Source organism: Mycobacterium sp. NPDC006124 (assembly GCF_040614235.1).
Classification (GTDB): Bacteria; Actinomycetota; Actinomycetes; order Mycobacteriales; family Mycobacteriaceae; genus Mycobacterium.
On sequence record NZ_JBEXUA010000006.1, the window covers coordinates 97,544 to 111,719 of the forward strand.

Genomic DNA, 14,176 nt, shown 5'->3' on the forward strand with positions numbered 1-14,176 from the left:
GCCGACAGTGTGACGCGTCAGTGCGATTGAAGCAGTGCCAGGGGTCCCAACGTGACGAGAGCACCCACCGCCACCGCGATCAGCGTGCTGCCGATGTCCTCGGTCTTGCGGACGACGCGGACTCCGACGACCAGACCCAGGATGACGAGCACGGACAGGACCAGCGCGACGATGGTGTTCCACCGCCACAGCTGGTCGAAGGCGATGAACAGGCCCGCGCCGAAGGCGACGGCGAGGATGCACTGCACCACCACCCACACGCCCCGGACGAACGCCGAACCCTCCTGCGCGGGGTGCTCGTCGCCCTCCTCGACGGGCTCGACGGCCGTCTTCGTGGGGCTCCGGTCGCCCTCGCCGAGGTCGATGTCCTCGGGTCCGGGGGTGCGGCCGCGACGGGCCAGGTCGTCGGCCACGGACTGACCGCCGAACAGGGTGTCGCTGGTGGACCGCAGGTACGACGGCGTCTCCTGACCCAGATCGTCCTCGTCGTCGGTCGCGTGCTCGTCGAGGACGTCGCCGAACTCGGGCCCCAGGTCCAGCATCTCGTCGTCGTCATCGTCGACGACGGGGTCCGGGCTCATCTGCTCTGCACCGCTCTGCGCGGCGAATCCCCCCGTGGTGGACGCCTGCGGGCGGCGTGGGGTCGGGGTGAAGAAGTCGACGGGGTCGGGGTCGGCGTCGCGCTGGTCGAGGTGGGCCTGGTAGTCCAGTTCGGCCTCGGTGAGCTGGGGCTCTGGTTCGGACTCCGGCTCGAGTTCCGCCTCGGGTTCGACAGCCGGCTCGGGTTCGACGTCGGGTTCGGCGTGCTCGTCGGCCACCGGTTCGAGGTCCGGCTCGGCTTCGGGTTCGACCTCGGGTTCGACCACGGGCTCGGGGAGCGGTTCGGCTTCGACCTCGGCGACGGGCGGCTCGACCTCGGGCGCGGGCTCGGAGACCGGCTCACGGAACACGGGCATCGAGCCGGTGTTGACGATCGGGATCTCACCGGTGAGTTCGGCGACGGTCACCGCGTCGCTGTTGCCGCGTCGGCGACGGCGTCGACCGCCGGCCGGGGGCGCACCGATGGTGCCGTTCTTCGCCAGGAGTTCGGCGACCGAGATGGGCCGCGTGGAGGTGGTGTCGTCAGGATCGGTCATCGTCTCGCGCCTCTGGCTCTGGCCAGGCCGGCCGAGGTGCCGAACAAGGCGGTCCCGTCGGCCTCACTGTCGAGTTTCCGCAAGATCAACCCTTCTCGCAACGCCCAGGGGCAAATGTCCACGGTATCGATCGCAAGGGCCTTCATACTCGCTTCGGCTACCAGCGCGCCCGCCACGATCTGTGGCGCTCGCTCGGCGCTCACCCCTTCCAATTCCGCTCGATCGGCAGTCGTCATCCTAGAGATGAATGCTATGAGCTGACGAAGCCCCGATGCAGTCAGTGTCCTCTTCACCCGCGGTCCGGCACCGGAAGGCGCCGCACCGGTGAGTCGCGCCAGCGATCTGAAGGTCTTGGACGTCGCGACGGTCAGGTCGGGGACGCCTGCCTCGAGCACCCCGGCGCCCGCCTCGGCCATCTCCGTGGCCAGCCAGTCCCTGAGCATCGCGACCCGGCGCCGACCCGGCGGGTCGTCCTGCAGCCACTCCCTGGTGAGCCGGCCCGCGCCGAGCGGCAGGGACATGGCCACCTCGGGCTCTTCGTCGACGCCGCTGGAGAGCTCCAGCGATCCGCCGCCGATGTCGATGTTGATGATGCGACCGGCGCTCCAGCCGTACCACCGCCGGACGGCGAGGAACGTCAGGCGGGACTCGTCGACTCCCGAGAGCACCTTGAGGGCCACCCCGGTCTCCGAAAGCACCCGCGCCAACACGTCTTCGGAGTTCGTGGCGTCGCGCACCGCCGACGTCGCGAACGCCATCAGCTCGACGCAGCCGGAACTGGCGGCGATCTTGGCGAATTCGTCGACGGTGTCGACGAGCTTGTCGGCGCCCTTCCTGGTGAGCTTTCCGGACCCGTCGATGGCCTCGGCGAGACGCAAGGCGGCCTTCGTGGAGCTCATCGGGGTGGGGTGCCCACCTCGTCGGGCGTCGACGACGAGCAGATGAACCGTGTTGCTACCCACGTCGAGCACGCCCAATCGCACGAGACCCACGTTATCGGGTCTACCGTTGCGTTCCGTGAGCGGATCGCGCCCCGGTGCCAAGAACGGTGAGGTCGACTTGGACTTCGCCCGAGAATGGGTGGAGTTCTTCGACCCCGACAACCCCGAGCATCTGATCTCGGCGGACATCACCTGGTTGTGTTCGCGGTGGACCTGCGTGTTCGGCACGCCGGCGTGTCAGGGCACGGTGGAGAACCGCCCCGACGACGGGTGTTGCAGCCACGGCGCGTTCATGTCCGACGACGACGACGTCGCCAAACTGGACGACGCCGTCAAGCAGCTGACCGACGAGGACTGGCAGTTCCGGGACAAGGGCCTGGGCCGCAAGGGCTACCTGGAGATGGACGAGTACGACGGCAAGGACAATCTGCGCACCCGGAAGTACAAGGGCGCCTGCATCTTCCTGAACCGGCCCGGCTTCGCCGGCGGCATCGGTTGCGCGCTGCACTCCAAGGCCCTCAAGCTCGGCGTGGAACCGTTGACGATGAAACCCGAGATCTGCTGGCAGCTGCCGATCCGGCGCAGCCAGGAATGGGTGGAGCGGCCCGACGGCACCCAGGTGCTGCGCACCACCATCACCGAATACGACCGCCGGGGCTGGGGCGAGGGCGGTGCGGACCTGCACTGGTACTGCACCGGAGACCCCAACGCCCACGTCGGAACTCGGCAGGTGTGGCAGTCCTACGCCCCCGAACTCACCGAACTCCTCGGCGCAAACGCCTACGCCGAGCTCGCGGCGATGTGCAAGCGCCGCAGCACCCTGGGACTAATTGCGATTCACCCCGCTACCCGCGCCGCGCAGTAGGCCTCAGTCGATGATCGACAATTCAGGGATCGGGACGACGAAACGCCCGCCCCACGAACGAATGTAGGACGTCTCGCCGATTATCTCGTCACGCAGATTCCACGGAAGGATCACCACGTAGTCTGGCCGGGTTTCACGGAGGTGGTCGGGCTCGTAGATCGGGATATGGGTACCGGGCAGAAACTGCCCGTACTTGTGCGGACTTCGATCGACGGTGTAGTCGATCAAATCGTCGCGGATGCCGCAGTAGTTCAACAGGGTGTTCCCCTTGGCGGGGGCGCCGTACGCGGCGACGGTCTTGCCCGCCTCGCGTGCCTCGACGAGAAACGTCAGGAGCGCCCGTTTCGTGCGCTTCACCCGCTCGGTGTACGCGCGGTAGCCGGCCAGATCGTCCAAACCAGCGTCACGCTCGACCTCGAGCAATTCGGGCAGCCGCGTCGACGTGACGTGGGCGACGTCCTGGGTGTGGCACGCATGGATCCGCAGCGACCCGCCGTGCGTCGGCAGCCGGTCGACGTCGAACAACCGCAGGCCGTGGCTTGCAAAGACTCGGCTCACGGTCAGCAGTGAGAAGTACGAGAAGTGTTCGTGGTAGATGGTGTCGAACTGATTCTTCTCGATGAGTTCGAGTAGATGGGGGAACTCCATGCTGATGACGCCGCCGGGCGCCAGCAATCGCGCCAGGCCGGCCACGAAGTCATTCAGATCGGGGACGTGCGCCAGCACGTTGTTGCCGATGAGAAGGTCGGCTAGCACCCCGTCGTCGACCAGCTCATCTGCGAGGGCTTCACCAAAGAACCCGACCCGGGTGTCGATGCCACCTTCCATGGCGACGAGCGCCACGTTCTTGGCCGGTTCGATTCCAAGACAGGGGATCCCGGCGTCGACGAAGTTCTTCAGCAGGTAGCCGTCGTTGCTTGCGACTTCCACGACCTTGCTCGAGCCGTCCAGCCCGAATCGATTGATTGCGGAGTGCACGAACTTTCGCGCATGCTCCAACCAACTCTGAGAGTACGACGAGAAGTAGGCGTAGTCGCTGAAGATGGAGTCCGCCGACGTGAACTCGGCCAACTGGACGAGGAGGCACTCCGAGCACACGTAGGCATGCAGCGGATAGAACACCTCGGGGTCGTTGAGCCGATCTGCCGCGAGGTATGAGTTCGCAAGGGGTGACATTCCGAGATCGCAGAACGACTGCGTCAGAGGGTGTCCACAGAATCTGCAGTCGCTGTTCGCGCGGCGTGTGTCAGACATCGTAGGTCCGCCAGGGGGCCTTGTCGTTGTTCCACAACTCGTCTAGATAGATCTTGTCCCACAGTGTGTCCATGCCGCGCCAGAAGCCGTTGTGTCGATACGCGGTGAGTTCGCCGTCGGAGCTGAGACGCTCGAGCGGAGCCTGCTCGAATACCGTGTCGTCACCGTCGATGTAGTCCAGGATCGACGGCTTCGCCACGAAGAACCCACCGCTCACCCAGCCGCTTCCGCCCTGGGGCTTTTCCTCGAATTGCACTCGATCGCCCTCGAATCCGAGCGTTCCATAACGCGCCGGCGGTTGAACTGCAGTCACCGTGGCTATCGACCCCGACTTCTCGTGGAACGCGGCTACTTTGCGAATGTCGATGTCGGACAGACCATCCCCGTAGGTGAAGGAGAAGACGTCGTCACCGATGTGATCCCTGGCGCGGAGCAGACGTCCGCCTGTCATCGTTGTCTCTCCGGTGTCAAGGAGTGTGACTGTCCACGGCTCGGTCTTGGACTCCAATGTCTGGATGGTGTCGTTCCTCAGATCGATCCGGACGTCGGACATGTGCAGGAAGTAATTCGCGAAGTACTCCTTGATCATGTAGCCCTTGTATCCAAGCAGGATGACGAAGTCCGTCACTCCCGCGGCGCCGTAGGTTTTCATGATGTGCCAGAGAACCGGCTTGCCGCCGATCTCGACCATCGGCTTCGGTCGGCTTTGGGATTCCTCGCTGATCCGAGTTCCACGTCCTCCGGCGAGGATGACAGCCTTCATAGTTCTTCCTTACCCGAGAGGAATAGTTGCAACAGGTCGCACACGTGATTGACTTGAGACTCGTTGAGCGCGAGAGCCGATGGCAGATTGATGGCACGCGACGCGATGTCGTATGCGACGGGGTTGCCCCGCGCGGCGTCGGAGGCAGTTTGGTATCCGGCGAAGGCCGGAAGTGAACTGAGTGGCGGAAGGAACGGCCGCGTGTCGACGAACTGCGTGTCGAAGAGGTCCATCAGTCGTCGAGTGGAGAGGTCGTAGGAGGAGTCGACGACGACGGTCACCATCCAGAAGGCATTCTCGACATCCGACTGACGGCTGTTCAGCGCTATTCCGGGAACCATGCTCAGACGTTCCTCGTACCATCCGAAGATCTGCTTCTTCTTCTCGAGCAGCTCGTCGATTCGGGACAACTGGGCGCGCCCGAAAGCTGCCTGCAGGGAACTCATCCGGTACTTGAAGGCCAGCTCGCTGGTTTGGAAGAACTTGAAATCAGCTGCGGTGCGGCCATGGTCACGCAAGCGGGAGATGCGCTCGAAGACGTCATCACGCGCCGTCACCACCATTCCGCCCTCGCCGGTGGTCATCGTCTTGGTTCCGTGAAAACTGAATGCTGCGACGTCACCCAAGGTGCCGGCCGGCCGGCCGTGCCACTTGCCGCCGATGGCCTGGGCAGCGTCCTCGATGATCGGGATGCCCGACGCCACGGACTCGATCGCGTCCATGTCGGGCATGCCACCGTAGAGATCTACCGTCACGATGGCCTTGGTGCGTCGACTCAGACGCTCCGCGACGGAGTCGGCCGACATGCACCAGGTGCTCGCGTCGACGTCGGCAAAGACCGGTGTCGCTCCGAGGTAGTGGATGGGAGCGGCCGTCGCCACCCAGGTCGACTCCGGGACGATCACTTCATCGCCGGGCCCGATGTCGAGTGCGGCCATCGCGAGGTGCAAGGCCGAGGTGCCGTGTGGTACGGCCGCCGCGTGACCGACGCCGAGATAGTCGGCGAACTCCGTCTCGAATGCGGTCACCGACCGACCTGCGCCGGCGTACCAGTCCTCTGCGGCAGCTTGCGCGACGTAGCTGACTTCGAGGTCGGTGACCCACGGACCGGCAATGGGAATACGTTCGGTCATGTCGGCTGCAGCTCCGGTGTCGCGGCATGGGAGTGCGCACGTGTCCACCTCAGCTGCGGGTCGAGCTCACCACGCTCGAGAAGTCCCGTGATGGTGCGCAGCCGGAAGTACTTCGGACCCGTGAACCTCTCGAGCGTCATGCCGCCGTGTCGATACGCAGCAAGTAGCTGTTCGATTCCGGCCCGCACAGTCCACTGCGGCCGGTAACCAGGCAGCTCTCGTTCGATCCTGGTGAAGTCGACGCGATAATCCCGGATGTCTGGCATTGCACCTTCGGCGCACGTGACGACGCACTCCGGGGCCAGCTCGGCCACCAGATTCGCGACGTCGCGTATCTGGTAGTTCTCGCCGACCCGGCCCACGTTGAATGCCCTGTCGTTGATCGCATCTCGGGGTGCCGCCAAGGCCGCCGCGAAGGCCGCGGCGATGTCGAGAACGTGCACGAGCGGTCGCCATGGCGAACCGTCACTCTGCAGCATCACCTTTCCAGTCGTCACGGCGTGACCGACGAGGTTGTTGACGACGACGTCGGCGCGGAGGCGCCGAGACAAACCGTAAGCGGTCGCATTGCGGAGGTAGACGGGCGAGAAGGACTCGTCGGCGAGTTCGGACAGCGCCTGCTCGACCCGGACCTTCGACTCGCCATACGGCGTGACCGGGTTGAAGGCTGCGCCTTCGTCCAATTCCTCGTTACCGGCCTTGCCGTAGAGGCTGCACGAGGACGAGAACAAGAACCGGCTGACCCCGGCGGCCTTCGCGGCCTCCGCCAGCTTGACGGATGCGACGTGGTTGATGTCGTAGGTGAGGCTCGAGTTCAGGTCGGACAGTGGATCGTTCGACAGCGCCGCCAAGTGGATCACGGAGTCGAAGCCGTTGAGATGTTCCGGCGTCACGTCGCGTAGGTCGATGCCGATGTTGGGAACCGCGTCCGGGGGAGCCAAGAAATCGCCCGCCCCGAAGTAGTCGGTGTCCAGCCCGACCACGTCATGGCCGAGTCGACGGAGAACCGGGGTGAGTTCGGCGCCGATGTACCCGAGATGGCCGGTGACCAGAACCCTCATGAGCCGACACCGAGAACCGACGGATCGAAGACGAGCACGCCGTTCGCGCTACCGCCGTGGTCGTACCGGGAAATGACCTCTTCGGGCAGGGCGTCGAGTGTGTCGGCGCGCCGGTAGTCACGCAACGACGTTCCGGTCGAGTGCGAGTCCACGTTTGGCGGTCCTGCGTTCGACACCAGATCGTCGAGGTGCACTGTTCGGAAGTCGATGCTGAAGCGCGCTTCGCGAGTCGTGTTCGGCACCGTGGCATGCAGTTGAGCGCCTGAGAACGACAGGACTGATCCGAGGTCGCCCAGAATTCGCACTCCACTACCGGGTCCCGTGCCGCTCAACCTGGGATGCGGCCGCGGATCGTTCTTGACGTAGAGCGCCGCGTCGCGACGTGAGGACTGATTCCACTCATAGGCGTCGAACTCGGCACTGGTGTTGTCGGCCGGTCGCTGCCAGTACTCGGGGTGAAACACCATGCAGGACTCGTCAGTCACGCCACGGATCGGTGCCCACCAGTTGTTCTGACTTTGCGGCGACGAGTACCAGGTGTCCCGGTGCGGCGTGTAGTTGTACCCGAGGCCAGCGTTCAGGTAGGACGCCGGCGGTACCACTCGGAGCTTGGGCACGTCGAAGTAGGTGAGAGAGAGGTCGGCTCCGAAGTCGGCGATGATCGCCCTGAGCAGTTCCTTGGACCGGGGGCTGTGCGTGAACCCGGTCTTGAGAGGACCGAGGATCTTCACGTACTCCTCGACGGCCAGCGAGTCGTGCGCGGTGGCCGGATCGATGTCACCGAACGCCGCCACGATCATTTCCCAGGCGAAATCCGCCAGTGCCGCGACCGTGTCGCGAGGCGGCATGCAGAACACTTCACCCGAGTAGATCCGCGACCGCCTGTCCTCGTCGGTGACGGTCGATTCGGTGGATATGACGAATGCCATTGGGTCTTCCCTTCACGTAACGGGTTTTTGAGAATCTTCACGGTCCGGCCGAAGGCTCGACGTCGTCGTCGTGGCCTGAGCGTCGGCGCCGCCCGCTCGGCACCGGCGAGATGCCCGAGCAGAGCTCATCAAGAAGAGGACGTCTCGCCTCACCTGCTTGTCCAACATGTTGGCGAATCCGACCACGCGATCCGGGGTGGAGATCCGCCAGCGAGGATCGCCAACGAGGCGCCGAACGAACTCGATTTGCTGCCCCAGTTGGGACCGCGCCGACGTCAGCGCCGTCATCGATCCTGAACCAATTCGGAAGGAAGCCAATGTCTTTGGCAGTCCGTAGAAGTCGCCATGTCGGATCAGCCGGACCCAGAGGTCGAGTTCCATCGGGAATGGCAGGTCGCCGTTGAATCCGCCACACAGATCGAAGTCGGAGCGACGGAACAGCGCCGCGACCGGCGGACCGATCGGATTGGTACCGCTGCGGACGACGCGCCTCACGGTGCGCTGCGCCGACTGCCGCCCGGCGATTCCTCGTAAACCCTTGCCGGGACGGAGGATGTCGCCGACATCGTCGATGAAGTCAGTCTTCACGGAGACCAGAGCCACACCCGGGTGGGCGTCCATGATCCCAACCTGTTGTGCGATGCAGTCCGGCTCGAGGGTGTCGTCAGCGCAGATCAACTTGACGTAGTGACCCCGGCTCTGGGTCACCGCTCGGTTGAAGTTCTCGGCAATCGGCAGGGTCTCGGTGTTCCGGAGGACTCGAACACGTCTGTCGTGTACCGAAGCCAGGATGTCACCGGTGTGATCGTCGCTGTTGTTGTCGACGACGACGATTTCGATGTCGTCGTAGGTCTGAGCAAGAACGCTGTCGAGGGTCGCCCGCAGATGTCGCTCGGCCTGATAGGCCGGAATGCAGAGGGACACTCGGGGGCTGGTGCGCGGGGCCGTATCGGTCGTCATGGCGCGGACACCTCGCAACGGCGACATGCCGAGCGTTCGTTACCGCACACCAGTGTCACGTTGACGCCCCCACTTGATCGGAGTCGAGGTAACCGAACGGTCGCCTGCTCGCACCGCGGGACCCGATTCAGCGTTCAGCTACCAGAGCGGGAACGTGCGGTGCCCTTGAAATGTAACGTCATCGTTCGATTTTCGCAACTGCAAATAGACAGTCTCTAGACGCGCTGACGCACTTTTCGCAAACAGATGGCCGAAGCCAGCCTCCATCGGGCAACGACTTCCAGGAAGCGCTGAGGCTCGATGTCGTCAGCATGGGGATCCCACATCCCCGCCATGCGCCGGGAGTGCTCCAATACCTCCGTAAGTAGATCTTGAACTGGTCTTATGTTAGTTCTGACGCCTTCGTCGTCGCGTGTCACCACGGCCGTGCCCACGGGTTGGCGGCATCGAACGACAGCCCCTGGCTGGGATTCCCCATCACGTTCCAGCAACATGACACAAGTCGTTCAGCAAGCGCTGGACCCTTTGCGTAGGTCTTTCACAGCAACTTTTGCCCGAGTGCGTGTCAGTGCTCGTCTGCGCATCTGTCAACGCCGCCACTGGCTAGCGGCACGATCAACTACCGAGGTGTGAGACGACGTCGTCGAATTGCTCGCGGACACGGACTGTAGGACCGGCTGAGCAACCCCATTACACTGACTGCAAATGTCGAACGACGTCGTACTGTGCCGGTGTGGACATGCCAAGACCGCGCACCGGCACTACCGACGAGGCTCGGACTGCGCCCTGTGCGAGTGCCAGCGGTTTCGCAGACGCGCATGGTCGAGCCCACCCGCGGCACGCAAACTGCTGAGACGAATTCTGCGCGGATAGGCACTGCGCCGATCCAGCGGAGGCACGATCATCTCCGCACTCGCTGCGTCTGTCTATCGGCCGCGGATGAACTCGAAGATCGTCGTGACGTCATTGGTCCGATAGACCCGCCATGAACCACTGTTTCGTAGCTGATCCTCGAACGTGGTGATCGACCCCGGCGGGAGATACCCGTAGTAGTCGAGGGCAAGGTTCGCCTGCTGGTCGAAGACGATGTATGTCTCGCCGGGAAAACTCGCCGCCGACGCCGAGATGTCCTGGAGTTGGTTCGCATTCGGGAAGTTGCGCAGGAAGTCGGTGGGCAGAGCGGGTATGGCCTGATCGAAGTCCTTGTCCTGCTCGGTGAAACGAAAGTAGTCCGCCGTCGAGCGAGTGGGCAGTCCGCCGCCAGGATAGAGTGACATCACCTTGATCGGTGCCTGCGCCTGCGCCATCAACTCATCTCCGAGCGCAATCTGAGACCGGTGCTCCAGGACTATGGGCCACAGACCGTAATAGCCCTGCAGTCCTGCCAGCGTAGCCAACCCCATCAGGGTCATCACGCCTGCGCCTACCGCGCGTTGCAGCACCGCCCGCTTCGACCGAAACATGATCGCTTGCAACAGAAGTGGAGCAATCAAGATTGCGCATCCCGGTATTGCGTAGAGGTAGACGCGAAAGATTGCCTCGCCACCATAGCTCTGTCCGGCTAACAGAGCGAAGGAGCTGAAGGCCATCACCGCAGCGATGAGACATGGCTTGCGCTGGCGCCACCAGAGGATCGCGCACACCAAGGCCAGGAGGACCACTGCGGCCGACAACGATCGGCATGCGAGCGAGGTGAAGAACTTCCCGAAGGAGCCCTCGAACTCGACGTTGCTTTGGGCGTTGGCAACGGGATTGAACGAGAAGATTCCATAGGGCGCCACGATCGCGAGTCGCGGCATCAGGTATGCCACGAGCAGGCCGATGAACGGAATTGGCAACCACCTGGGCCGAACTCGTCCGGCGACGGCCAGCACGGTCGCGACGCCGCACAACCAATATGGCGTCAGTTGATGAAGCGGAACGAGGGCAGCGAACAACGGGATCGACAGAAGACCGGCCACTCGGTGGCTCTTCGAGGCGATGAGAAGGGCGACGATGCCCAGCGCCATCACGAATGCCACTGCCTGGGGCGAGAAGTAGTCTTGGCCTACCCAGTTGACCAATTCGCAGATCATCGCCGCCGTGAGCGCGACCTTCGAATTCAATCCGAGAAGCTTCGCGATCGAGACGACCTCGACGGCGATCAGCGCGTGGATGACTGGTGCGAAGACGTGAGCGACGACGATCGGTTCCATGCCCGACACCTCACCGAACCAGGCGAAGGTGGTGAAGAAGCTGGGCCACAAACCGTAGATGTCGCTGCCACCAGGAAGGTCGTGAAAGCGCTGGATGTAGTCGACGACGCCGAGGTGCTTGTAGGCCCAGTTGTAGATCGGTACGTCGGTGACGAGCGTGACGGTCAAGCGCTGCACCGCGATGACGGCGACGATCGCGAGTCCGGCGGATGTGAGGGAGTCCCGTCGCAGTGCTAGGACGAACGCGCCCAACGCCACCACCGTGCAGATCGCGATCGCGGGCCCCGTGCCGACGAAGAGCAGTCCGAACTGCGAATAGGGCACGTGCCGTAGCCCGGGGAGGGCTGCCAGCCAGGCCGCGATTGCGACGGCGAGCAGCAGCGCCGGCCCCTCCCGCGCGCTCGCCCGCACGTCGGCCACCAGATCGAGAGCCAGCCGACGTGCGCCCGCGGCGGTTGGTCGAGGAAGTGCCGTCTCAGCCGGTCGGCGCAACATCGCGATCGTCACCAGCACGAGCAAAGCCAAGTGCAAGATGGGGGCGGCCGACTGGTGGAACCAGGCGAGGACCGTTGTCGCACCGGAGACGACGGCTAGGCCGATGACGGGCACCGCCGCGATCACAGCCGCCTTCGGGAGCGACAATCGCATCACCACGGCGGTACCCGGCCCAAAGAGCACGAAGAGAGCAAGGAAGATGGCCCTGAGGCCAGAAGGCAACGGCACCATGGCGGCGACGCCGGACGCGACGGAACACCAACCGATGAGGGCGGGCGTGTAGACGGACGGGCCGGAGCCCGGAGCCGCTTCGTCCTGAATCGACATCGCGCTGCGCTCGCGCAGCAGAGATGCGGTCATGACGGTTTCACCCGAACCCAATCCACGAGCATCGTCGACGTCGAGGGTGTGCGTGCGCTCGCCGGCCCGGGATATTCACCACCCACGGCAATGTTGAGTAGCAGGAAGAAGGGCTTGTCGAACACCCACTCGTTCTGAGCTCCAACTGTGTCGGCGTTGAGCGAACACGTGGTCGTGTCGTCGATCCCCATGGTGATACTGCCAGGCGCGCGCCGGACCCAGTAGGTGTGGAAATCCGACGAGAGCGAGCCCGGCCACGCGCCGCCATCGCCGGCCTGCCAGTCCCCGCCGTTCTTGGTCGGCCCATGGATGGTGCAACTGTTGGCCGCCGCATCGTTGACGGTCTCGATGACGTCGATCTCACCCGCGCGTGGCCAGCCGACTTCATCGATGTCCGAGCCGAGCAACCAGAACGCCGGATGCAAGCCATCTCCGGCAGGCAGTTTGATCCGGGCCTCGGCCCTGCCATAGGTGAAGGCGAACTTTCCCTTCGTGGTGAGTCGCGTGGACGTGAACCGACCGTCGCCATCGCGGACGGCATTGATTTCGAGGTGGCCGTCGCCGTCCAGTCGAACGTTGTCAGGACTATTCGTGTAGTCCTGCACTTCGCCGTTACCCCAGCCGCCTCCGCCGAGATCGTAGGACCAGACTTTGGAACTCGGCGCTGAACCGTCTGCGCCGTCGAAGTCGTCGGACATCGCGCCATCGCCGATGACCGCATCGGCTCGGCTGATGGAGCAGCCGGTCGCGATCGTCACCAAGGCGAGTGCCGCGACCATCGACACGACCGCGCTGCCGCGGGTCGCCCCGGAATTCGCCAACGAAGAGCGCGTGACGCCTCTTCCGGCGATGTCATCCCGCGGAGTCCGCCGGGAGAGACTCTCCCGCCACATGAGGCACACGAAGCCGATGACGACCGAGTACGCCGTCACCCGCTCCATACCGCCGGGCCCAAGGCCTGCCTGCCAGTTGCCGTTGAAGGCGAAGTAGCCGGCCACGGCGACGCAGCCACACACGGTGGCGAGCCTTGGCGCAACCTCGAGGAGCGGCCACGAGCGAGCAGCCTTGGCCGGGCTGGCTCCCCAGGCTGACAGCCCGACGGTGATCAAATAACACCCGCCGAAGAGGAAGAACAAACTAGCTCCCAGAGCGTGAACGCTCCAGAGCGAATTGGAGGGAACCAGCCCGACGACGACCGCGCCGATCCCTGACACCGCAAGAAAGAAGTTGCCGGCCAAGGGTTGCGAGGGCCGACGAAGCAAGACCGCTGCGGTCAACAGCGCAACACCTACGAGCACCACCGACCCATCCATCAACATCCAGCTGCGACTGCACGGCTCGGTTCCCTGCATTCCGCAGTAGGGCACCCCAAGATCGCTGATCAGATTTTGACCATAGCTGTAGTGACCGCGCCAGCTCCCGACGACCAAGAACTCGCAAACGAAGAACTGCAGCACCGCGCAGATGAGAATCTGCGGCAGTCTCCGCGCTGTTCTACTTCTGATTCCGTGACGCGCCATCAGTCTCTCATCCGTTGTGCAACTAAGGATTCCGGTTCGCCCGTCACGTCGTCGAGGACGGATTGAATGACATCGGGCGAGAATACGTTGGAGTGGAAGGACGCGCTTACGTCGAAGTCGGACGCTCGGCGAGTGATCGTGAAGACGATGGCCTCCGGGTCCTTCGGTTCGTTGATGCAATTGCCGAATCGTTGCGCGTCGTCGCCCTTGGTGCCCATGAAGATGCTTCCGACGTGGGAGAACACCAGCTTTGCGCGCGGGGTCGCCGCGACGTCCACCACCGAGGAGTAGGCCTGTCCGTGTTTGTATCGACTGTGAAACTTCTGAGCGTTGAGAAGGAGAGCGGCCAATGGCCGACCGCACGAGGCTGTTTCAGCGATACCACGGTGAAGCTGCATTGGAACAGCGGGGTCGGGTACCGAGACGTCGACGCCCGACACGAAGTTTCCGAATACCTTGCTGTTCTTCGGCAGATATCGCCGGCAGTCGTAGACGACGTTGACCGAGTCATCCACCTCGATCCCACGCGATCGGACCGCGACCACGAGAGCGGAGAAGATGATC

12 protein-coding genes are annotated in these 14,176 nt (G+C 63.9%); 1 reads left to right on the forward strand and 11 read right to left on the reverse strand.

The annotated features are described in order from the left end of the window. Positions 1–17 precede the first annotated feature (17 nt). Positions 18–1,136: a hypothetical protein gene (locus ABZ195_RS14370; RefSeq protein ID WP_355218731.1), complete on the reverse strand. Its 1,119-nt coding sequence runs from the start codon at positions 1,134–1,136 to the stop codon at positions 18–20. Beyond that, complete coding sequence (locus ABZ195_RS14375; RefSeq protein ID WP_355218732.1) at positions 1,133–2,119, reverse strand: Ppx/GppA phosphatase family protein; 987 nt, start codon at positions 2,117–2,119, stop codon at positions 1,133–1,135. The genes ABZ195_RS14370 and ABZ195_RS14375 overlap by 4 nt, the downstream gene beginning before the upstream one ends. 34 nt (positions 2,120–2,153) lie before the next feature. Here ABZ195_RS14375 and ABZ195_RS14380 point away from each other — a divergent pair, with 34 nt between their 5' ends. Beyond that, on the forward strand, positions 2,154–2,942 hold the full coding sequence (locus tag ABZ195_RS14380) for a hypothetical protein (protein WP_355218734.1): 789 nt from the start codon (positions 2,154–2,156) through the stop codon (positions 2,940–2,942). A 3-nt stretch (positions 2,943–2,945) separates the two neighbouring features. Here the strand turns inward: ABZ195_RS14380 and ABZ195_RS14385 are convergent, their stop codons facing one another. The 9 genes from ABZ195_RS14385 to ABZ195_RS14425 all read right to left on the reverse strand — a co-directional run bounded on the left by ABZ195_RS14385 (position 2,946) and on the right by ABZ195_RS14425 (position 14,127). Further along, positions 2,946–4,196, reverse strand: a complete 1,251-nt coding sequence (locus ABZ195_RS14385; RefSeq protein ID WP_355218736.1) for a class I SAM-dependent methyltransferase — start codon at positions 4,194–4,196, stop codon at positions 2,946–2,948. Then, entirely contained in the window at positions 4,189–4,959 is a 771-nt protein-coding gene (gene rfbF / locus ABZ195_RS14390) for a glucose-1-phosphate cytidylyltransferase (RefSeq protein ID WP_355218738.1), read from the reverse strand. The genes ABZ195_RS14385 and rfbF overlap by 8 nt, the downstream gene beginning before the upstream one ends. Continuing rightward, positions 4,956–6,092: a DegT/DnrJ/EryC1/StrS family aminotransferase gene (locus ABZ195_RS14395; protein ID WP_355218740.1), complete on the reverse strand. Its 1,137-nt coding sequence runs from the start codon at positions 6,090–6,092 to the stop codon at positions 4,956–4,958. Before ABZ195_RS14395 ends, rfbF begins: the two co-directional genes overlap by 4 nt. After that, positions 6,089–7,153 (reverse strand): SDR family oxidoreductase, encoded by a 1,065-nt coding sequence (locus ABZ195_RS14400; protein WP_355218742.1) that lies wholly within the window; start codon positions 7,151–7,153, stop codon positions 6,089–6,091. Before ABZ195_RS14400 ends, ABZ195_RS14395 begins: the two co-directional genes overlap by 4 nt. Then, the gene (locus tag ABZ195_RS14405; protein WP_355218743.1) at positions 7,150–8,082 is read right to left on the reverse strand and encodes a hypothetical protein; all 933 of its coding nucleotides are present in this window, start codon (positions 8,080–8,082) and stop codon (positions 7,150–7,152) included. Before ABZ195_RS14405 ends, ABZ195_RS14400 begins: the two co-directional genes overlap by 4 nt. Before the next feature lie 12 nt (positions 8,083–8,094). After that, positions 8,095–9,042, reverse strand: coding sequence for a glycosyltransferase (locus tag ABZ195_RS14410; protein ID WP_355218745.1), 948 nt, complete (start codon positions 9,040–9,042; stop codon positions 8,095–8,097). Between the two features lie 926 nt (positions 9,043–9,968). Next, positions 9,969–12,092, reverse strand: a complete 2,124-nt coding sequence (locus ABZ195_RS14415; RefSeq protein ID WP_355218747.1) for a hypothetical protein — start codon at positions 12,090–12,092, stop codon at positions 9,969–9,971. Continuing rightward, a complete protein-coding gene (locus ABZ195_RS14420; protein WP_355218748.1) occupies positions 12,089–13,549 on the reverse strand; it encodes a family 16 glycosylhydrolase in 1,461 nt (486 codons plus the stop codon). The genes ABZ195_RS14415 and ABZ195_RS14420 overlap by 4 nt, the downstream gene beginning before the upstream one ends. Positions 13,550–13,611: 62 nt before the next feature. Beyond that, positions 13,612–14,127 carry a hypothetical protein gene (locus ABZ195_RS14425; protein ID WP_355218750.1) on the reverse strand — a complete coding sequence of 172 codons (516 nt, stop codon included), beginning with the start codon at positions 14,125–14,127 and terminating at the stop codon, positions 13,612–13,614. Positions 14,128–14,176: the final 49 nt, after the last annotated feature.